16 protein-coding genes, 2 pseudogenes and 1 riboswitch are annotated in these 19,908 nt (G+C 55.0%); of the genes and pseudogenes, 4 read left to right on the top strand and 14 right to left on the bottom strand.

Going from position 1 to position 19,908, the window contains the following annotated elements; translation table 11 throughout:
- Positions 1-130: 130 nt before the first annotated feature.
- Positions 131-210: riboswitch (SAM riboswitch) on the top strand.
- A gap of 62 nt (positions 211-272) precedes the next feature.
- Both metZ and apaG read left to right on the top strand, forming a co-directional pair.
- Positions 273-1,460 carry an O-succinylhomoserine sulfhydrylase gene (gene metZ / locus JCM25354_RS14890; protein ID WP_025886635.1) on the top strand — a complete coding sequence of 396 codons (1,188 nt, stop codon included), beginning with the start codon at positions 273-275 and terminating at the stop codon, positions 1,458-1,460.
- 36 nt (positions 1,461-1,496) lie between these two features.
- Complete coding sequence (gene apaG / locus JCM25354_RS14885) at positions 1,497-1,970, top strand: Co2+/Mg2+ efflux protein ApaG (protein ID WP_025886634.1); 474 nt, start codon at positions 1,497-1,499, stop codon at positions 1,968-1,970.
- Here apaG and JCM25354_RS14880 read toward each other — a convergent pair.
- Both JCM25354_RS14880 and JCM25354_RS14870 read right to left on the bottom strand, forming a co-directional pair.
- Positions 1,930-3,987 carry a GGDEF domain-containing protein gene (locus JCM25354_RS14880; protein ID WP_159103518.1) on the bottom strand — a complete coding sequence of 686 codons (2,058 nt, stop codon included), beginning with the start codon at positions 3,985-3,987 and terminating at the stop codon, positions 1,930-1,932. The two genes, apaG and JCM25354_RS14880, sit on opposite strands and share 41 nt — an antisense overlap.
- Before the next feature lie 993 nt (positions 3,988-4,980).
- Complete coding sequence (locus tag JCM25354_RS14870; RefSeq protein WP_025886631.1) at positions 4,981-5,196, bottom strand: hypothetical protein; 216 nt, start codon at positions 5,194-5,196, stop codon at positions 4,981-4,983.
- A gap of 479 nt (positions 5,197-5,675) precedes the next feature.
- On the opposite strand from JCM25354_RS14870, the pseudogene JCM25354_RS19425 reads away from it, so the two are divergent.
- Together JCM25354_RS19425 and JCM25354_RS14860 are read left to right on the top strand one after the other, a co-directional pair.
- A pseudogene (locus JCM25354_RS19425) lies at positions 5,676-7,078 on the top strand (sugar porter family MFS transporter).
- 104 nt (positions 7,079-7,182) lie between these two features.
- Entirely contained in the window at positions 7,183-8,346 is a 1,164-nt protein-coding gene (locus tag JCM25354_RS14860) for a bifunctional 2-C-methyl-D-erythritol 4-phosphate cytidylyltransferase/2-C-methyl-D-erythritol 2,4-cyclodiphosphate synthase (protein ID WP_025886630.1), read from the top strand.
- A gap of 142 nt (positions 8,347-8,488) precedes the next feature.
- On the opposite strand, the gene JCM25354_RS21480 is transcribed toward JCM25354_RS14860, so the two are convergent.
- From JCM25354_RS21480 to JCM25354_RS14800, 12 genes and pseudogenes are all read right to left on the bottom strand, one after another.
- Positions 8,489-8,662 (bottom strand): hypothetical protein, encoded by a 174-nt coding sequence (locus JCM25354_RS21480; RefSeq protein ID WP_159103517.1) that lies wholly within the window; start codon positions 8,660-8,662, stop codon positions 8,489-8,491.
- A 145-nt stretch (positions 8,663-8,807) separates the two neighbouring features.
- Complete coding sequence (locus tag JCM25354_RS14850; protein WP_025886629.1) at positions 8,808-9,527, bottom strand: ATP12 family protein; 720 nt, start codon at positions 9,525-9,527, stop codon at positions 8,808-8,810.
- Positions 9,524-9,916 (bottom strand): hypothetical protein, encoded by a 393-nt coding sequence (locus JCM25354_RS14845; protein ID WP_025886628.1) that lies wholly within the window; start codon positions 9,914-9,916, stop codon positions 9,524-9,526. Before JCM25354_RS14845 ends, JCM25354_RS14850 begins: the two co-directional genes overlap by 4 nt.
- 7 nt (positions 9,917-9,923) lie before the next feature.
- Complete coding sequence (locus tag JCM25354_RS14840; RefSeq protein WP_025886627.1) at positions 9,924-12,029, bottom strand: AsmA family protein; 2,106 nt, start codon at positions 12,027-12,029, stop codon at positions 9,924-9,926.
- Positions 12,026-13,021 (bottom strand): RluA family pseudouridine synthase, encoded by a 996-nt coding sequence (locus JCM25354_RS14835; protein ID WP_025886626.1) that lies wholly within the window; start codon positions 13,019-13,021, stop codon positions 12,026-12,028. Before JCM25354_RS14835 ends, JCM25354_RS14840 begins: the two co-directional genes overlap by 4 nt.
- A pseudogene (locus JCM25354_RS19420) lies at positions 13,018-14,398 on the bottom strand (replication-associated recombination protein A). The gene JCM25354_RS14835 and the pseudogene JCM25354_RS19420 overlap by 4 nt, the downstream one beginning before the upstream one ends.
- Positions 14,399-14,472: 74 nt before the next feature.
- The gene (locus JCM25354_RS14825) at positions 14,473-16,167 is read right to left on the bottom strand and encodes an AsmA-like C-terminal region-containing protein (RefSeq protein WP_025886625.1); all 1,695 of its coding nucleotides are present in this window, start codon (positions 16,165-16,167) and stop codon (positions 14,473-14,475) included.
- Complete coding sequence (locus JCM25354_RS14820; RefSeq protein WP_025886624.1) at positions 16,161-17,663, bottom strand: AsmA family protein; 1,503 nt, start codon at positions 17,661-17,663, stop codon at positions 16,161-16,163. The genes JCM25354_RS14825 and JCM25354_RS14820 overlap by 7 nt, the downstream gene beginning before the upstream one ends.
- 15 nt (positions 17,664-17,678) lie before the next feature.
- Positions 17,679-18,140, bottom strand: coding sequence for a thioredoxin-dependent thiol peroxidase (bcp, locus tag JCM25354_RS14815; protein WP_035448043.1), 462 nt, complete (start codon positions 18,138-18,140; stop codon positions 17,679-17,681).
- A 21-nt stretch (positions 18,141-18,161) separates the two neighbouring features.
- Positions 18,162-18,521, bottom strand: a complete 360-nt coding sequence (locus JCM25354_RS14810; protein ID WP_025886622.1) for a hypothetical protein — start codon at positions 18,519-18,521, stop codon at positions 18,162-18,164.
- A 159-nt stretch (positions 18,522-18,680) separates the two neighbouring features.
- Positions 18,681-19,277 (bottom strand): hypothetical protein, encoded by a 597-nt coding sequence (locus JCM25354_RS14805; RefSeq protein ID WP_025886621.1) that lies wholly within the window; start codon positions 19,275-19,277, stop codon positions 18,681-18,683.
- Entirely contained in the window at positions 19,274-19,906 is a 633-nt protein-coding gene (locus JCM25354_RS14800; protein ID WP_025886619.1) for a DUF4412 domain-containing protein, read from the bottom strand. The genes JCM25354_RS14805 and JCM25354_RS14800 overlap by 4 nt, the downstream gene beginning before the upstream one ends.
- Positions 19,907-19,908 lie beyond the last annotated feature (2 nt).

Below are 19,908 nucleotides of genomic sequence, written 5' to 3'. Positions count from 1 at the left end.
TGCCGTTCTACCATTGAACTACACCCGCATTGCTTTTTCTTTAGCGCAACTTCCATTTCGATGCAATTGTACTGCCCTGGTTGACGGAACGACCAAGCCTTGTGCATAGTCTGAGGGTTACCTTCCTAGAGAGGGTATCCCTCGCGATTTGAAAGGCCGGATTGCGGCGAGGCTAAACAACAGCGCTAAAGAGGCCCGGAGTGTTTTACATTCCAGGTTTTCCACGGCCAGAATCGCATCGATTACCCGGATGCATTTTGGAGCGTTTTCCCATGACCGAACACTCTTACGGCCCCTCTACAAAGCTGCTGCATCAGGATATCAGCCGTACTGAACATGGTGAAACCAGTGAGGCAATCTTCCTGACCTCGGGCTTTGTGTATGACAATGCCGAACAGGCTGCTGCAACTTTTACGGGCGATGTCGCACATTATCAGTATTCGCGTTTTGGCAACCCGACCACTGACGCCCTGCAGACCAAACTGGCTCTTCTCGAAGGTGCCGAAGCCTGCATTGTAACCGCAAGTGGCATGGGCGCCGTTTCCTCAGCTTTACTCTCTCATCTCAAACAGGGTGATCGTGTCGTAGCATCGCGGGCTCTTTTTGGCTCCTGCTACTGGATCGTCACCACACTTCTCCCCAGATACGGCATTGAAACTGTTCTTGTTGACGGTGATGACTGGACGGCATGGGAAGATGCCCTCTCTGTACCAACCGGCGCGGTCCTGATCGAAACCCCGTCCAACCCGATGCTCGATATTCTTGACATCGAGCGTATAGCCACGTTGGCCCATAAGGCCGGCGCGCTCCTGATGGTCGATAACGTTTTCGCATCACCCATAGGACAGAAACCTCTGGCGCTTGGCGCCGATGTCGTTCTGTATTCCTGCACCAAGCATATTGACGGCCAGGGTCGGGTGCTTGGCGGAGCTGTACTGGGCACAAAGAAATGGATTGAAGAGGTCCTGCAACCCTTTACCCGTAATACCGGCAATGCACTTTCACCCTTCAATGCATGGGTTCTGCTCAAAGGTATTGAGACCCTCCCTTTGCGCGTCAATGCCATGGCCGCGAATGCTCATGCCGTCGCGCAATTCCTGGAGAACGCACCGGGTATTGCACGTATTGCCTATCCTGGTCTTGCCTCGCATCCACAACGGGCTCTGGTTGACAAGCAGATGAGCAATGGCGGTTCACTGGTTGCCTTCGAGGTTGAGGGGGGCAAGGAAGCTGCCTTTCGATTCCTCAACGCGTTCAGGCTGATTGCCATTTCGAACAATCTGGGTGATGCACGCTCTCTGGCGACGCACCCCGCCACCACAACCCATTCGAAAGTCGACGCCGCCGAACGCGCACGCCTCGGCATTACCGACGGCGCTATTCGTCTTTCAGTCGGGCTGGAAGACAGTCAGGATCTGATCGCCGATCTCGCTCGCGGTCTTGCTGCATTGAATGGTTGATTGCTTTTTCCACCCTCATGAGCCTACAAGGCGGGCATGTCGCACAAGCCCGCCCCTCCCCGCCTTATGGCGGATCCGGAATCGAGCCTCGCGGAGGCCATGGAAGCGGCACCGCGTTATGAGGCGGTAACAAGAAATATCACTGTAGCGGTGCGCATTTTCTGGCTTGAAGACCAGTCTCAGCCAGAAGAGCATCACCATGCCTGGGCTTATCATATCTGCATCGAAAACGGCAGCACTGAAACAATCCAGTTAGTGAGCCGCTCATGGGAAATCACTGATGGGCGCGGCAAGACCGATCATATACATGGTGAAGGAGTAGTCGGAGAGCAGCCTGTTCTGGTTGCGAACGAGATTTTCGAATATACATCAGGTGTTGCCCTGCCTACGCCATGCGGCTTTATGCGCGGGGTTTATCACATGATCATCCCTGCAACATCAGAGCGTTTCGAAGTGAAGATTCCGGCCTTTAGCCTGGATAGTCCTCATCGTCTTGGTCTCGTTCACTGACGATAATACGGCTTCGCCCTTCGATCTTGGCCTTGTATAGCGCCTGATCCGCACGTTCCAGCGCATCCTCCCAGGCTTCCTCCGGTCGAGTACGCGCAATACCGGCGCTACACCCTATCGATAATGTGCCGGCTTTTGTTTCAAACGGCACATCACTCAACACAGCCAGCAGTGCGGTTATACGGGCTTTAGCCTCGACAAAGTCACCCTGCACAACAATCAGAAACTCCTCGCCGCCATACCGTCCGATTATCTCCTCCTGTCGCTTTGCCTGTAACAGACGCGCGCCAATTCCCGTCAGGATTTCATCTCCTATAGCATGGCCGAAGCGATCATTGATCGACTTGAAATAATCGATATCAAATAACGCCAGCGTGGCTGACTGCATAATTCCCAGATCATCCGGACGGGACAGTTTCTCGAGAAGCCTTTTGACACTGGCTTCCGCAGTGCGGCGATTCATAAGCTTTGTCAGCCCATCCTGACGCGCCTGTTGCTCCAGCGCCGCCTGAGCTGCACGCATCTCCATCGTACGCTCCTCGACCAGCGCTTCAAGACGGCGCTGACGCTTCATCAGATAGCGAAAGCGCAGCTTGTTAAGCGTGTAAGGCAGCCCTACAACCGACAGTATATAAAGTGCGATGAGAGGCCAATTGCTCCACCAGGGGCGCTCCATTCTGATCTCGAGCACAATAGGATCGGAAACCAGATTCCGGTTATCATTCAATGCCTGAACGATCAGCCGTGAATGGCCAGGCGGCACAAAATTGTACCGGATCTCCCCCGTGGTAGTCGTGATCCAGTTCTGATCCACACCATCCAGACGGTAGCGATAATAGCTCGTGGAGGCGAGCGCCGTATTAAGCGTGCCTAGGGTGATCATAAGAGGATCACGCGTATAAGACACAGCCTTTTCAGGCAATAATCTTTCCCCCAGCATAACCTTGACGAAAACAGGATTCAGGTTTTGCTTGAGAAAGAGATGTTCAGGATGCATCAGATGGGAAACGCCGCGAGACGTGGTGATCCAGATTGTACCATCCTGATCTTCGGACAGACCCTGCTGGTTGATATTCGCCGAGATCAGACCATCATCCTTGGTTACCCTGATCCATTGATGTCCATCAAATCCTGCAAGACCATTTTCCGTACCAACCCAGAGCCGGTGCCTTGTGTCCCAGAGCAGACTGAAAACAAGTTCGGAACCGACAAGCGCCGGGTCAACCTGATCTATTTTGGCAACACGATCTCCGTCCAACCTTAAATGCAGAAGCCCATTACGAGCCCTAACCCCTCCGATCCATAAGTCGTTTTTCGAAGAGAATCGTATCACAAGAGGCATAAAAGCGAGAGCATTTGGCCAGTGAGTAACGACCGGAAGAAAATATCCGTTCTGATCCTGCCGATACAGCATATTTCCGATAATAGCCCAGGGTACACGTCCCTCCCTCAATGCGACAGCGGTTGATGCCATCTTGAGAGAAGTCCCATGCGTATCAAGAACAGGCATCAGGTGTTCAGGGCGGTCTTTCGACCAACGCAACAAGCCATCGTCTGACGCAATCCACAGCGTGGAGGTTTTGGCTGAAAACGCCAGACCGGTCACGCGCTCGACAGCAAAACTACGGTCGCAGGTCAAATCGTTCTTTATGTGAATACAATGCAAGAGAGCCTTGTCATCGACCGGAGCCCAGAATGCATTCTGTCCGTCACGCTCAGCAAAAAAATAGTTCCCGTTTTTAATCTGCTTGCCGAGCACGTGTCTGCTAAATGAATAAAGCCCCTGTCCGGTAAAGATTACCTGTTCTGCACCATTTGGTAATACGGACCATACCGACCGGATATTATGAGGATCGAAGTTTTCCCAGTCTCCCCATCCAACCATTTTATCAAGTTCAACCGAGTCCTGCTCTGTCCAGAGCTGATTGTTTCTGTCTACAAAAGCAAAAAAAAGATCCTGTTCACGGCTCAGATCGTAATTCAGGAAACTCCAGTAAGATCCGTTAAAACTACGCAACCAGGTCCCGTCAAAAAAGACTTTTGTATCAGAAGAACCCACTGCAAAACTCGGGCGATCCAGAAGTTGCGCGGAATCGAACGACCAATCAACAGGAGCACTAGGAAAATTTCCCTTCCCGTCAGGAAGGTACAAGTGCCTGTCTCGCAAGAAATAAAGACTGTTCTCAACATGGTCACTAGGTGCGGTTTTGGGCCTTTGTGATTTCGCAACGTCTATTATTTCTCTTCCATCAATATCACGCAGAACGGAAGACCCTTCCGCAATAAAAACTGTTCTATCCCCAAGCTGATAAATTGCACTTCCTTTGGTTCCTGCCACAATATCATTCTTACATGACAAGGCAGGTTCATTGGTGATGTTACATTCGCGAAGGCCACGACTATCAACAACCATGATGCGCGCCCGATCCCGAAAAACATCCTGAACCTGACGAATATGTTCAAGGCGTAATTTCTGAAACGATAAAGTAAGCGGAGACGATCTCACTGACGTCAATCCAGTAGATACTTTAACCTCATGCCCCTGAAATAAAAGTATTCTTCCATCAGGCAATAGCCTCACAATTACTGCCCGGTTTGAACTATCTGAAATATTCTGCAAACCGACCTGGTAAAATCTTGATCCTGAAAAAAAATATACAGACCGCCGAGTGGATACATAGAGATATCCTTGCCGATCCTGCGCCATATTAAATATATAGGAGTTATCTATTCCGTCTTGCTTGGCATATCGCTGCATGGAAAGCGCAATATCGTCAGATCGCGCTTGCCCTGAAAAAACAGCGCATGCCAACAGTGGCAAGAAATAACCGATCTTGCCTACACCAAAACGGACACAGACAAAGACAGCTATCAGCAATGCCTTGATAGCCACCTTGTCTGAGGTTTTTGTCCGTTCGGAGTTCAGTGGCAGCCCCTCAACAACTAGCTGTAATCCGCTCGATCACACCCTAAGCTGTTTTCTCGGGCTGGTCGTTAGAAACAGATGATATTATCCGTTTTCCGCAACACAGTAACCGTTAATATTGCACGGATCCACAGTCTGGCCTTTAGGGGGACGGGGTCCCGTCACAGCGACCTGTGTTCCAACACTATGACCTGCAGCCAAGGACAGTCCCGATGCTGCTTTGCTGTGGTTTGTGGTCACGATTGAACCGGCCAGAAGAAAAACAGAAAGAGCACCAAAGCCAAACGAAAAAATTTTCATGACACCATTCCTTGCTGTGTAAAAGGCGTTACTGCCTGCACAAGAAATGAAGGATTGATTTATAAATGTCTTCAGTAGTTATTGAATGGCTTATTGTAAGAGATATATGAAATTTGAATATTTAGTATTAATAAAATACACAATGTGTAAGGATTATATTGTTTGTTTATATTTGGATTTTGAGACGCTTCAAATATAATTGATATCTTGATAGTTATATTTTAATAAATTCCCGTTAGTTGAGGATTTTAATGATAAATTAATCATTACTGACAAAAGGAAACCTGAACGGCTACTGGATCCTGCGTTCTGCGCCGTATTGGAGACACTTCGTTGCGAATGTTATCGGTCACAGCAAATTTGGTTTGAAATAACGTTCAGGATGCTAGAATGTCACATCCAATCTGGGATTTATGGTGTTGGGCAATCCTGTGGCTCACACGAAACACTCCCGGTTTTCTCGCCTAAGGTTTTCTTTCATGAGTCATGATTTCCCTTCCTCTACCGTCGAACCGAAGGTTCCACTGGTGGGCAAAATGATGCTCGCAGCAATCCTGGCCGCTGTGGCAGGGTTGATGTTCGGGCTCGATATCGGCGTGATATCCGGCGCGCTTGGATTCATCACGAAGGAATTCAATGCGAGCATCCACGCTCAGGAATGGATTGTCTCTTCGATGATGTGCGGCGCTGCTGTTGGCGCTCTGGGCGCTGGGCGGCTATCCTATACACTCGGGCGCAAGCGCGCTCTGGTTCTGAGCGCGGTGCTCTTCATGGTGGGCGCCCTGTTCTGCGTCGGTGCCAATTCTGTTACGGTTCTGATCATTGCCCGTGCGATTCTTGGTCTTGCTATCGGCATCGCGAGCTTTGTCGCGCCGCTCTACATCTCTGAGGTGGCAGATGAACAGCATCGCGGCAGCCTGATTTCGGTCTACCAGCTCATGATCACGATTGGCATTCTGCTTGCCTTCGTATCAGATGCTCTTTTCGCCTATATCGGGGCATGGCGCTGGATGCTCGGCATCGTGGCCGTACCGGGCGCCGTTTTCCTGGTCGGGTCGCTTTTTCTTCCGGATAGTCCACGCTGGCTGGTATTAAGGGGACGCGACAAAGAAGCCCTTGATACGCTGACAGAATTGCGCGCCTCACGCTCGGAAGCTGAGAACGAGATCAGGGATATCCATGAAGGCCTGAAGCAGAAACAGCGCGGATTCTCCCTTTTCCTGGAAAATCCGAATTTCCGCCGCTCCGTCATGCTCGGGATCGGCCTTCAGATCGTTCAGCAGCTCACGGGCATCAACGTGGTCATGTATTATGCCCCACGCATCTTTCAGGTTGCCGGCTTCGGACAGGACGGGCAGTTGTGGGGTACGGCCATTGTCGGCGTCGTCAACATGCTTGCAACTTTCATCGCTATCGGCTTCGTCGATCGCTGGGGTCGTCGCCCGATGCTGGTGGCAGGATTCATCATCATGGCAATCGGCATGGGGGCTCTCGCTGTCCTGCTCTCCTTTGGGCAGGATTCCAGCACAATCATGCATTATCTCTCCGTTGCCGTGCTTCTGCTGTTCATAACCGGCTTTGCATTCTCTGCTGGTCCGCTGATCTGGGTTCTCTGCGCTGAGGTACAGCCGCTGCAGGGTCGTGATTTCGGTATTGCCTGCTCCACCTTCACCAACTGGATTGCCAATATGGCTGTGGCTCTACGTTCCTTACCCTGCTTGGCGCCCTTGGCCCGTCACATACGTTCTGGCTTTACGCCGCTCTGAACGCCGTCTTCATTCTTGTTACCCTGGCCTTTGTACCGGAGACACGCGGCGTTTCTCTGGAAGCTCTCGAGCGTAAACTCAATCAGGGTGTCAGACTCCGCGATATCGGTCGCTGATCGCTCGCTGGACCTCACGTTTTTAGAGGATGGAGCCCCGCAGATTCTGCGGGGCTTTTTCTTGGCTTGACGTTCAGGTGACAAATCAGCATTCCCTGAAGACCATGCGTATTGCTGCCATTCTTCTCGCCGCCGGTTCCGGTCGCCGCTTCGCTGATGCCAGTGCAGCCGTCCCTTCCGGCCTCGCCGCCATGCCGAAGCAGTACATACTGCTCGGAGGCAAAACCGTCATTCGTCATGCTGCGGAAGCCCTGCGTGATCATGTGACCCTTATCCAGCCGGTCGGAGACGACCCCTTGCTCCTGCAGGCGCTTGATGGCCTGGAGACCCTGCCCCCCGTTGCAGGTGGACGGGAACGTCAGGATAGCGTTCGCGCTGGGCTTGAAGCGCTTGCCCGGCTGCCGGAACCGCCTGATCTGGTCCTGGTCCATGACGGTGCACGGCCTTATGTTCCGGCCGAAGTGGTAAGGAATGTACTGAGCGCACTGGAAAAGCATCCTGGTGCTATTCCAGCCGTTCCCGTAGCCGACACACTCAAACGCGGGCGTGACGGACTGGTCGATACAACCGTTTGCCGTGAGTCGCTCTGGCGCGCCCAGACACCACAGGGATTCCGCTTTCCCCTTCTACTGGCGCTACACCGCAGTCATCAGGGACCTGTTACGGATGATGCCGCCCTACTTGAAGCTGCTGGTCACCCTGTGGCCCTGGTTCAGGGCGCTGAAGACAATATCAAACTGACCCTACCGGAGGATCTCGTGCGTCTGGAACGACTGCTCGGCTCAACCCCACTCCCGCGCACGGGACTGGGCTATGACGTACACGCCTTCGAAACAGGTCGTCCGCTGATTCTCTGCGGCATCACTATACCCCATGATCGTGGACTTGCCGGACATTCTGATGCTGATGTGGGTATCCATACCCTGTGCGACGCCATTTATGGTGCATTGGCAGAAGGAGACATCGGTCGTCATTTTCCACCTACTGATAATGAGTGGAAAGACATGGATTCAGCGCGTTTCCTGATTCATGCCGGTGAGCGTATCCGTCAGCGTGGTGGCATGCTCATCAATGCCGATGTAACGCTTATCTGTGAGCGTCCCAAGATCGGTCCCCATGCCCAGGCCATGCGCGAGCGTCTTGCCTCGCTGCTTCAGGTTGATGTTGACCGGATTTCGGTCAAGGCCACGACATCAGAGCGCCTCGGCTTCACCGGACGCGAAGAGGGCATTGCGGCAACCGCGGTCGCTACGGTTCTGCTCCCTTGATCCAGTAGCCACACAGAGCCAACAGATTTGGTCCGAAAACACCAAAGCCCGGCACGAGCCGGGCTTTTTTATTATCTGCTGCACAGCAAAACTGTCCCGAGGAAAAAGGCAGAATTCTGCCCTGAAATATTTTCGGTTCCTCTCAGCCCTTGAGAGCGCAAATCAGCACTATGACAGGCGTTGCAGCGAGCAGAAGCCACACATTCTGAACGCAGCGCGCCACAAAATGAGCCGAACGAACCTTGAACGGGATCCGGCGAATAAGAGCCTCCGCCGAAATCTGGTCGTCAATTACGGATTGAATACGAGCGGACATTGGTCATCCTTGCACGATTTCGCCTGATTACAATCCCGGTCTTAAAGCTGACCTCAAATCCGGTCCAGTAACCAATAGTCACCTAATGTGATGACTTGCTTGCTCCCTGAGGTAGGCAGCAATCATGGCAAAATCATGCCTCGTTTCACGCTTTTTCATGGGAAAGGGCAACAAACCGTAAGGCGTCCTTAATATCCCGTGCATTCCGGTCGATTTCCTGCAGGATAGCCTCATCCTCGCCCCATTGTGCCATCTGGTACCGCTCCTCCAGGCTTGCCATGGCACAGGCGGATTCAGCATCGACCCAACTGTCAGCCAGACCAATCGCCAGAATAAGACTCCCGGTGGCCGGAGCACATATTGCTGCGCAGGTCAGCGCGGCATCATCAAAACGGCTCAAAGCCAGTGCATAAGCTTCTGATACTTTCAACCCGTCACCAAGCGGCAGCAGACTGCGTGTTACAGGCGGTCTGATACCGTAACGGGCTTCAAAAAGTACAAGAACAGGATCGAAAGCGGCATCCTGTTCTGCACCGAGCTGTCCTGTGGCGCGATAGCACAGAAGATCACTCTCACCATAAGCCATCAGGCCGCCGATGATCTGTGCCTTGTCAGGAGAAATACGCTCGATTTGCGTCCCCGCCATCTGTGTCAGTGGCAACTCGGCAGTTCTGAAAGCTGCGTCTGGTGCAATCTGGCGCCATTCGTCGGCGATTGCCTCGGCAAGCGCTCTGGAACCAAGAATGAGCGCATGCCCTCCCGGAAGCCGGAAGGGACGTCCATCCAGACGCACCTCATAACCGCCATGGATTTCGTCCGATACGACATCCACTTTTTTCCAGAAACGTTTGAGTGTCTGGCTCAATGCAGTAATCCCAGTCCGTGCAGAAGATCAGAGGCCTTTGAATGCTTCTTGCGCTCGGGGGCCATCTCACCTGCAATATTTTCCCTGGCAGTACTCAGCAGCGCCGGGCATGTATCCGGCTCACTGCCTCCAATGGTGATTTCAAAGCGGCCGTTGGAACTGGCCTCCTGATGTGCCTGGGGCGCCTCTATGGTGCCGGTAACCTGCACGGCAGTGGATGCTCCGGTGCCGGCAATACCCACACGCGGCAGAAGATGCAGATCGAGTTTCTGCGTCATCAAACCATAGGTTCCATGACCTGAAAGACTCAATGCGCCCGCCTCGATACCAATCGTGTCAAGCTGCGCCTGGCCGTCGGCAAATTGTGCGTGCAGCCCAAGGCAACGCACCGAGAGATCACCATGCGAGAGCAGAACCCGCGCCGAATCGCCAAGGTAGGGGCAGATGTGTCGTCGCAATCGTCCCGCCAACCATGGAAAGACCGAGATGCCCGCTCAGCGAGGCGATCAACGCCGCTCTGGTCTCGCCATGGGCTTCAAGCTGTCCAACCAACATAAGTGGTCCCCTGAAAAAATCGGGCATGGCCAGCATATTCTGGGCGAGCGTTGCAGGGAACAGAAAGGGCGTGAGCGACAGGGACAGCGTTGCAGGACGCACCCCCATATCATAGATGGCACGACCGGACAGGGTCATGCCATTGCCACTTCCCTTCACAGAGTCCAGTGTCAGACGTGCAGAGTCCAGACGCGCCTGGGCAGCAATGCCGGTGTAATCGGCTGAGTTGAAACGTACCTTGTCCGCAGAAATATCCAGCACACCCTGTCCATCATGAAGCAGCCTGGCCCAGGAAAGTTCCGCTTCAGGCGGGATAGCGTTGCTGGTCGGCAAGGCCATCATGCTTTGTGCTGAAGGCAGAGTTGATCCTGAAGAGGGCTCTCCGGACGTGGTAGGGGCAGGCGTGGCGGACGGCACCGGAACAGGGGTCGGCAGGACGGGCCGGACAGAGGGCGTTCCTGCGACGGATTTTGTCTTTTTCCACAATGCGCCAAGGGCATCGAGATCGAGATGCTCGAAGTGCAGTGCACCATCCATTTCGGGACGCGATGAAATCCGGGTCGTTGCCTCAAGAACAGCCGAGGCTTCACGACTTTTCAGCGTCAGCGTTTTGATCCGGGTTTTTCCGGTTTCATCACGCTCAAAAACGCCTTTCAGGGTCAGCTGATGAAGCGCTGCCTGACGCAAGGGCAAGGTATCCGCGCTCGCATCAAGGGAAAGCCTGGCAGATGTCGCACCAATTGTGCCGGCTACATGACCATTCAGTCCGTTGAGCTTGCCCAGTCCAGCCGCTTCACGCACATCAAGTGAGACGGCGAGAGGCGTGTCCAAAGCCGTCTGCCAAGACGTTCCAGCCTGTGCCAGTGTACCGAAAGTGCCCTGCAGGGCCAGCGATGGTACAGATCCCTGCATCGTAGCTGTGACGGTCAAGGCAGAGGACAGCGTCTCCGCATCCGCATGAAGATCGGACACAGTCACACCATGCCATGCAGGTGCAGAACCGAGATGGAGGTGAAGATGGTTCACACCCAAACGTGAGAGATCAAGCTTTGGATTGCTTCCCTGTGGATCGGCATCAAAGATACCGATCTCGCCCCCAACTACCTTGAGATCCGGCAGGTTGGCATTGGGGAACAGGGATTCAATATCCTTGAGCGAGGCCATTTCCCCGCGCAATACGCCGGTAAAACCGCGCATATGACGCATATCGCTTATCTGACCGTCGAAATTCAGCCAGTCCTGCTGCTTCCCTTCCCTGCCAAGTGTTGCTCCGAGACTGAGCGCCCAAGGGGGATTGGCGCCCTGCAACAGGGTCAGCGGACCAATATGGCCGTTCAGATGAAAAGGCGTCTGCCCATGAACAGCATGAATATCAATATAAGGTGCACTTGAGGCGAGACCGTCAAATTCGGCATGAGTAACCGACAGGGCCCCGCCACGACGGGCGAAGCGATCATCAAGCGAGAGCATCATCCGATCCAGCTTTACTGAACCAATCTTGAGACCCCAATGCGCCTCAGGGTGAGCCGGGCCAGACCGGGCCGTTTGCTGGCTCGCCGACTCAGGATGGAAAACCCAGTTTGCAACGCCGGCATCATCGCGGCGCAGCCTGACACTGCCACGCTGTACTGTAAGATTTTCCAGACGGATTTCACGCCAGAGGAGGGGGAGCAGTGCGATCGAAGCGCGAATGTCGCGCGCCTGCAGCATCAGCGCACCAGATTCCTCATCTGCGTCAGCAAACGTCACCTCATGCGCGCTGACACCAGGCCAGGGAAGAATACCGACTGAAAACCGCGCCATGGTGAGGTCGCGTCCTGTCTGACGCTTGACTGCGGCAATAACGTCAGATTTCAGGCTTGAACGATCAATCAGAAAATGTGCCGATACGGCCAGACCTGTCACCAGTACAAGAAGGACAATCAGTACGGCAGCCAGACGTTTCATTTCCTGCTTCCCTTGAATCCGATACGTTCGGGTTTGGGTGTTTCACCCGGCGTAAAGCCAAGGTCCTTGAACGTGTTGCGCATATGAGATGGCAAGGGGGCTGCCACACGCAGACGTCCTCCTGCCGGATGTGGAAATTCCAGAGCGCGTGCATGGAGGTGCAGCCTGTCGACAAATCCCTCCATATGCGCGGTCTTCCCACCATATTTGGGATCACCGAGAATAGGTGTGCCCAGGGTCTCACAATGCACACGCAGCTGATGCGTACGACCGGTCAGAGGCTTGAGGGCCAGCCAGGAAAGCTTTTTGCCTGCAGCATCCACAACCTCGTAATCGGTTTTGGCCACAACGGCATCTTCGTCATCACGCGTCGCAGCAATCATCAATGCGCCATTACCAGCGCCAAGCTTGGCAAGAGGCTGGTCAATAACGCCTGAGCCAGGCATGGGGCGACCGACGACAATGGCCCAGTAGGTCTTGTCGACATCACGGCCACGGAACGCAGCAGCGAGCTTGGCCGCCACACCGGGTGTACGAGCCAGAAGCAGCAATCCTGATGTGTCACGATCAATGCGATGCACCAGCCTTGGCCGGTCATGCAGATCCCCGCGCAAGCCGTCGAGCATCATGTCGATATGCTTGGTAATTCCGGGCCCTCCCTGTGTGGGAAGTCCGGACGGCTTATCGAGTACGATCACATGATCATCGCGATAGATCACCATACGCTCGATCTCGCGCGCCAGTTGCGGGTCGAGAGCAGCCGGACGGTCTGGCTGCGCAGCCACAGGAGCCGGGAGAGGCGGAATACGCAAACTCTGGCCAGGAGCCAGACGACTCGCTCCTGTCACGCGTTTGCCGTCAACGCGCACCTGTCCGGTGCGACACAGCTTTTGCAGCGCGCCCTGGGTAAGATCGGGAAAATGGCGGCGGAACCAGCGGTCGAGGCGTATATCGGCCTCATCTTCACTGACAATTCGGGTCGTAACACTCATGGGCGACGGCTTGCCCGTATTGCAGCCTGCCTGTCCAGATTTTTTCTGATTTCACGCTCCTGCCCACGATCGGTAGGCTGGTAAAGCGCAACGCGCTCCATCTCATCAGGGAAGTAGTTCTGACCTGAAAACCCCTCCTCCGTATCGTGATCGTATTCGTAGCCCTTGCCGTAACCAATGTTCTTCATAAGCTTGGTTGGCGCATTACGTATGTGATGAGGCGGCCCGAGACTGCCGGTTTCGCGGGCCAGTTTACGCGCCTGATTATAGGCCCTGTAAACGGCATTCGATTTGGGTGCCGTCGCAAGATGGACCACAAGCTGTGCGAGAGCCAGTTCTCCTTCCGGGCTGCCCAGGCGCTCGAAGGTTTCCCACGCTGCCACAGCGAGAGGCAAAGCCGAAGGATCGGCCATTCCGACATCCTCAGCCGCAAAACGGGTCAGGCGTCTGGCAATATAGCGCGGATCCTCTCCCCCTTCGAGCATACGGGCAAACCAGTAGAGTCCTGCATCAGGATCAGAACCACGAAGGGATTTATGTAGAGCCGATATCAGATTGTAATGTTCTTCGCGGTCCTTGTCATAAAGCGCAGCCCTGCGCGCAACCACAGTGGCAAGACCCGCCGTATCAACCGTTCATTCTCGGGCAGTGCTGGATCTGCTCTACCAGATTGAGCAGATAGCGCCCGTCTCCATCGGCCATTGCCCTCAGCGCGGCTCTGCCATCTTCGGTCAGGGGCAAGGCCCTGCCCGCCTCCTGCTCTGCACGCTGGAGCAGTTTCTCAAGCCCAGTATCATCAAGACGATTGAGTACCAGAACCTGACAACGCGAGAGCAAGGCACCATTCAGCGCAAAGGAGGGATTCTCGGTCGTTGCCCCGATCAGAATGACAGTTCCGCGTTCGACATAGGGAAGGAATCCATCCTGCTGGGCCCGATTGAAACGATGGATTTCATCAACAAAAAGCAGGGTGCCACGACCAGTTTCCTGCTGGAAACGCGACGCGGCTTCAAAGGCTTTCTTGAGCTCTGCAACACCGGAAAACACAGCAGAGATCTGTTCGAAACGCAGCCGTGCCTCGCGTGCCAGAAGACGGGCAATCGTCGTTTTTCCACATCCCGGACCGCCCCAGAGAATAAGGCTGGGAAGTGTATTGCGTCTGAGCATCTGACTAAGCAGCCCTGACGGACCAAGCAGATGATCCTGACCGACAACTTCGGAGAGCGCTCTTGGTCGCAGCCGATCCGCCAGGGGTTGGGTAAGGTGCGAAACATCAGGAGAGGAGGTACCTTGATGCCTCGCTCCATTCTGCTGCGGAACGGGCTCTGGCCTGGGGGCAGGAGTACCGAACAGATCCGCGTTGCCGTCATCGCGCATGGCGCACTCCTCTACTGATTTCCCGAAACAGGACGAAACGCCCTGCCCCCCAGATCAGGACTGACTCCGCCCTGTTACTTGGCAAGCTGACGCATAACACCAGGCAACAACATGGCAAAAGGATTGACCGAGAGAGACGGATTGCCTGCCGTTCCCGATACGTTGAACGTGGCCGCCAGCACACCACCTCCCGCTTCAGGTGAAAAGAGCTTGCCTATATTGGGCAGGCGTCCAGGGGCTGCATTGAGGCCGAACACAGGCACCACTGTTCCCCGCAGGTCGAGATGACCTTGTGACAGATCGATTTTACCTTCCAGCGTGGCCCCAAGGGCCGGATTACCAAGATGCCCATCATGGACCGTCATGACATCATTGGCGACTGTCACAGGCAGACGCAGATGCTGTACCTCGAACCGGTCGCTGCTGGCCTGCGACCAGTGGAAAACTGATAGACGCGTAGCTGCTGTCAATGCTGCGGGAGGTTGCAAGAAGGTAAAAGGAGAAACGGAAATCACCCCTTCAAAAGGTGGCAGCTGGCCTTTGCCGCCATTTCCGACGCGACCGGTCACTTTCGCCCTCCCCCCCTCGAGACGTTTGGTCATGTCGGTACGATTCAGCAGCAAACCCAGATTATCGACATCGAGCTGCAGATAACGTCCGGTCGGTTTCGGGATGAGCCGGGCCTGTATCGCAACCGGCTGCTTTGCTGAAAAGCTTACTTTTTCAACACGGTGATTACGATGCTCGAGATGAGCAACCACCCCGCCAAACAAGCCTGTCTTGCTGTAGAACAGGCGATCAGTTGCCAGATCGACATTCCAGCATGTTTCAGGTGCGGATTGCACAGCGTGATCCTGGGATGATGAAGCTGCCGCCACATCAGAAGACCTGATATTATCGCCATGCAGAAAAGGAACCAGATCGAGATCCTGTGCACGTATGTGCACATTGACCGGCGCCTCGTCTGAACTGGGCACTTCGATTACGGCATCGCCGGTCGAGCGACCGATCCTGAACTGGTCCAGCACCACACTACGCACCACTCCCTGATCGATCTGGCCATGACCTTCGACATGCAGGTCCTGCCCATCTACCCGAACTCCGTCGAGTGCTGTGATCTGGCCGCGCGTGAGAGCAAGATGAGCCAAGGCCGAGGCCTTGTCGCCTTGGGCTTTCTGCCAGGCAGGAAGGGTCAGGGCCGCATCGGCAAGATCGAGATTCAGCAGGAGATCGGCGTTACCATCAAATCGCGCCGTATAATCCGTGACAAGCTGTGCTGCCCCCTGAAATACGACTTGGCCAGCAATATGAAGACGGTCCAGAGCTGCCTGATCAATGACAGAGACAGCATGTACCCGTTCGCGCACCCCGCCATCCCGACTGATGAATTTTTCTTCCATCTGTGCTGTTGTCGGGGTGTTATCCAGCAATCCATGGCCAGAGAGAGTCAGATGACGCTCCGTTGCATTCATGATGCCCGTGGCCTGGGTCAGATCGCGCCCCAGCACGACATGCCCCAGCGCCACATTGCTGAACCTCGCCTCCGCAGCGACATGAATCTGATCATTCTCGATATGCGATGAGAGAGGCAGATTGAGTTGTCCCGTGACAGTGACCGGGCCGGACGGATTTGTGAAGGGCAAGGGATGACGCGAGAGCAGATGCAGCCTCGGATGCGCAAGCAGGCCCAGATGGGCTGCAAGATCCCCCGATATTGACAGGGTGATCGTGCCGATCTGATCGTGATCCAGCAGATCACTGATCAGCATCGTCCCGTTATCCAGATGCAGCTCAGGAGCAGCTCTGGCATCACTGCTTGCCTGCACACCGCCCAGAAATCGATTTTCAGTATATCCGGCCCGGCAAAGCTGAATCGGGCTGAAACATGACGCATCGGTGGTATGGGCCGCAGCCAGTGAACAGTAACGTCATCAACCTGCAATGCTGCTATCGTCTGTACCGGATGAAGTTTCGCCCAGCCGGAGTCGCTCTGGATACGTGTTTTGAATGCAAGCCCCCTGCCCGTACCGCTGGTCAGATTGCGCGTAACCCAGCGCCGCGCCCCCTTCATGACAACCCGAGGCCAGATTGCCGCCATATGGGACACGTCAAGTGTCGTGGCCGATGCTGAAATTTCTGCATCGATCTGCCTGGTCTGAGACAAGGAATCCAGAGTCAGATAGCCGGAGGCTGCAAAACTTGTGGAATGTGCCAGGTCGTCGATCAGGCTGATACGTGCCTGCACGTTATCAATGACTGCTTTTGGGCCCTGAAAAGCGAGATGAGCCGAAATACCGCCATCAGCAACCGAGAGTGGCTGATCATCGTGTTGATCAATCATTCCCTTGCCAAAAGCGACACCGATAACGGCATCAGCAACAGGGAAAGCAGCCTTGCCCTGCTGCGCCATCGGCAAGAGCAGAAAACGCGTATCGAGCGTGACCGGCACATGCCATGCGCGAGCATGAGGTAATAGTCCGGCAAACAGATCCGGCATTACCGGGCCGGACAGAACATGCCAGACGATGCCTTCACTTTTCCTGGTGCCCTGCGCCGAGAAAGGCATGACCGGATTGAGGACAGGACCAACGGTGCCCATGAGGTTGCCGGTCCATTCGGCAATATCGGCAACCGACGGGCGAGCAAGGTCGGCATGCTCGATACGCAATCCGACATCACCTGTTTCTGACTGATGTCCTGATACAGCATCACGCAACACGACTGTCACTGCCTGCATCTTCACTTCATGCAAGAAAGCAACCGAAAGACCGCCGGATCCTGAAGCCCGATGTACTGCTCCCGGCCAGTCAAGGTCGACTCCGCCGTCGGGATTCCGGCGCAGGACAACCCGCGCATTATCAAGATCAAGAAATGTTGGCTCAAAAGAGCCATGCAGAAGAGGCGCCATCCGCAGGGCCATATGGGCATTGCGCATCGTAACAGCTTCTGTGCCGTCGCGACGAAGAATACGCAGGCCCCGGGCATCAAACATCAGCAAGGGATGAACATGCCTCAGTCCCGGTTTCCAGCTCAGGAAGACCCTGTCCCAGGTCAGACGACCTGCAGGATGACCGGACTGTTCACCAGCCTGTATGGTAATCGGAGTAAAATGACGGGCCACCCATGTCACTTCGAGTGGTCCGCAGGAAAGACGCCATAACAGGGCAGTAACCGCCACAAACACGACTGCCAGTGGCATGGCTACTACAAGCGCCCCGAGACGGAACGCCCGCCAGGACGCACGATGAAAAAAATCGTGCGGCACTATGCTTCCGGAAATCTACAATTCTGAGGCTGCTTCGGTCACCAGCGCGACGTGCTCGGCGGGCTTGACCTTGCGCCAGATGGCCCGAATCACACCATCTGCATCGACCAGAAACGAACTGCGCTCCATGCCGAAATAGGTTTTGCCGTAATTGGTTTTCTCAACCCACGTGCCGTACTGATCGGCAAGCTCATGCTGCTCGTCGCTGGCAAGAATGAAATCAAGGCCATATTTTCTGGCGAAACGGTCGAGCTTTTCGACAGGATCCGGACTGACTCCGATCACCTTGAGACCCAGCGTACCCAGGGTCTGCTTCTGGTCACGCAGGTCACAGGCCTGTGTTGTACATCCCGGCGTATCAGCCTTGGGATAGAAATAGACCAGATAGGGCTGCCCCTTCAGAGCCTCGCTGCCAATAGTCTGGCCACCGCATGCAGGAAGAGAAAAGGCAGGCGCCCTATCGCCGATAGCTACCATGATGAAATCGAAACCTCGTAATCAATAGGGGGGGTAAGCAGGATAGGAGGGATAGACCGCAACCGGTGGCGGGTAAACCACCCGCGGAGGGGGCTGATAAACAACAGGCGGTGGCGGTGGCGGCGCATAGATAACAGGCGGCGGTGGTGCGTAAGGCCGTGCCATCGCGCCGATTACGGCGCCACCCACAAGCCCACCGACCAGTCCACCAACAAAAGCACTGCCACGTCCACCACGTCGCCAGCCACGATCTCCGCGCCAGTCACCATGCCAGCCGGGACCGCCACCCCAACCATAAGGGTGTGCATGAGCCAAGGGAGCGCCCCCCAGAAGACCTGCCAGAGGTAAAGCCGCTAGGCCAATTTTCAGGATACGACGCATTGACGAAATCTCCTCGACGAACCAGGCCAAACAATCGAACAGGTCCGACATCAATCTTATAACGTCGATATGGTGTCGATTTTGGGACGGAACAGGACGAAAAACGGGCAAGATTGTAACATATTTGCTCAATCATGCCCGTCGCCCGTTTCTTTGCCTTCAGTGGGCAAGCTTCACGGCATTGATTTCATGAAAGCCGTCCGGTTCTCTGAAAATCTCTGGCCCTTGCGGAATTTCAGCGTAGGAGGTAGCGCGGACGAGCGGGACCGCGTCCTGTGTCGCAGCTAGAAGCACACCCTTGTCAGTGTAACAGAAGTCGGCATTTCGACCATCAGTATCGGTCGATTTCCAGTGGGTACAGGGCTGATTGGCCACCTGGTCTTCAGCCCCTCTGATCCACTGTCCAGCAGCGCGCTGGCCGGGCGGGGCAAACTGCGCATCCGGCGCACCCGATACAGTATAAGTCCGGGCGCGCATATCGACGACCGACAGACGGTGAGCCCGGTAATCCGTCAGCATGATGAGACCCGTGCTCTGCATATCCAGGCGCTGCTGCCAGTGGGCGGCATTCCACCGCATACGCTGGGCATAGACCTGACCGTCAGGCCCGGTTGCCTGATACGTCACATCCACATCAACCCGTGGCGTGACATAGGGTGTCGTCACCGGACCCTGACCTGCATCACCGGGCGATGCCATAGCTGATGTGAATGAAACGAGAACAAGACCGCAAACAGCAGGAATTTTAATGATCACGGATTGCTGGACCTCAGAGGGCCACCCCCATGGGGAATCGGCATATGACCCGTTATCTGCTGATAATCAGTCGGAGGCACGAACTGGTCTTCCGCAATCGGTCCATAGGTCACTTTCTGCGCTGCGAGCTTGCCACGCAAACCATCAGCATCAACGCCCTCCTCGCTCAGGATCACGCCATCTTCCGTCACGCAGGCCGTAGCTTTGCCGTGAGACGAAGTAATCGTCCATTTGTTACAGGCCAGCCCGGCAACGGAGCTTGTCCCGTCCGGAGCATACTGCATCGCCATATCCAGCATGAACGGGTTGCGCAGCCCATGATTGGGCGAAAAACTCGTATAGACACGCTGCTTGTGCATGATCAGCGTCACGCGCTGGGCAGGGCGATCTAGAATGGTCGAGCCTGCATGATCAGGGGCATCGATACGCAGCTTGTCCCCTTCAGCCTTGAACTGAACGATTGCCTCGGTAGGCGTGGACATCTTCTCGGGCTGGACCGAATAGACCACCGTCACATCACGAGCGGGTGACAGTCTTGGATGCTGCTGTGCCAGCGCTGTCGTAGCCCCTCCGGCCATAACAGCCACCAGAGAGAACGCCGCAGCGCCTTTTGCCTGGAATAGTGACATCT

It is taken from the genome of Asaia prunellae JCM 25354, assembly GCF_000613885.1.
Classification (GTDB): Bacteria; Pseudomonadota; Alphaproteobacteria; order Acetobacterales; family Acetobacteraceae; genus Asaia; species Asaia prunellae.
The sequence above is the reverse complement of the archived record's forward strand: the minus strand, read 5'-3'. Positions and strand labels throughout refer to the sequence as shown.

Excerpts from the sequence above, each read along its gene's own strand:
- metZ (WP_025886635.1), top strand. The coding sequence starts at position 273 with ATGACCGAACACTCTTACGGCCCCTCTACAAAGCTGCTGCATCAGGAT.
- apaG (WP_025886634.1), top strand. The coding sequence starts at position 1,497 with ATGTCGCACAAGCCCGCCCCTCCCCGCCTTATGGCGGATCCGGAATCG.
- JCM25354_RS14870 (WP_025886631.1), bottom strand. The coding sequence starts at position 5,196 with ATGAAAATTTTTTCGTTTGGCTTTGGTGCTCTTTCTGTTTTTCTTCTG.
- JCM25354_RS14860 (WP_025886630.1), top strand. The coding sequence starts at position 7,183 with ATGCGTATTGCTGCCATTCTTCTCGCCGCCGGTTCCGGTCGCCGCTTC.
- JCM25354_RS21480 (WP_159103517.1), bottom strand. The coding sequence starts at position 8,662 with ATGTCCGCTCGTATTCAATCCGTAATTGACGACCAGATTTCGGCGGAG.
- JCM25354_RS14840 (WP_025886627.1), bottom strand. The coding sequence starts at position 12,029 with ATGAAACGTCTGGCTGCCGTACTGATTGTCCTTCTTGTACTGGTGACA.
- JCM25354_RS14835 (WP_025886626.1), bottom strand. The coding sequence starts at position 13,021 with ATGAGTGTTACGACCCGAATTGTCAGTGAAGATGAGGCCGATATACGC.
- JCM25354_RS14825 (WP_025886625.1), bottom strand. The coding sequence starts at position 16,167 with ATGCTGATCAGTGATCTGCTGGATCACGATCAGATCGGCACGATCACC.
- bcp (WP_035448043.1), bottom strand. The coding sequence starts at position 18,140 with ATGGTAGCTATCGGCGATAGGGCGCCTGCCTTTTCTCTTCCTGCATGC.
- JCM25354_RS14810 (WP_025886622.1), bottom strand. The coding sequence starts at position 18,521 with ATGCGTCGTATCCTGAAAATTGGCCTAGCGGCTTTACCTCTGGCAGGT.
- JCM25354_RS14800 (WP_025886619.1), bottom strand. The coding sequence starts at position 19,906 with ATGTCACTATTCCAGGCAAAAGGCGCTGCGGCGTTCTCTCTGGTGGCT.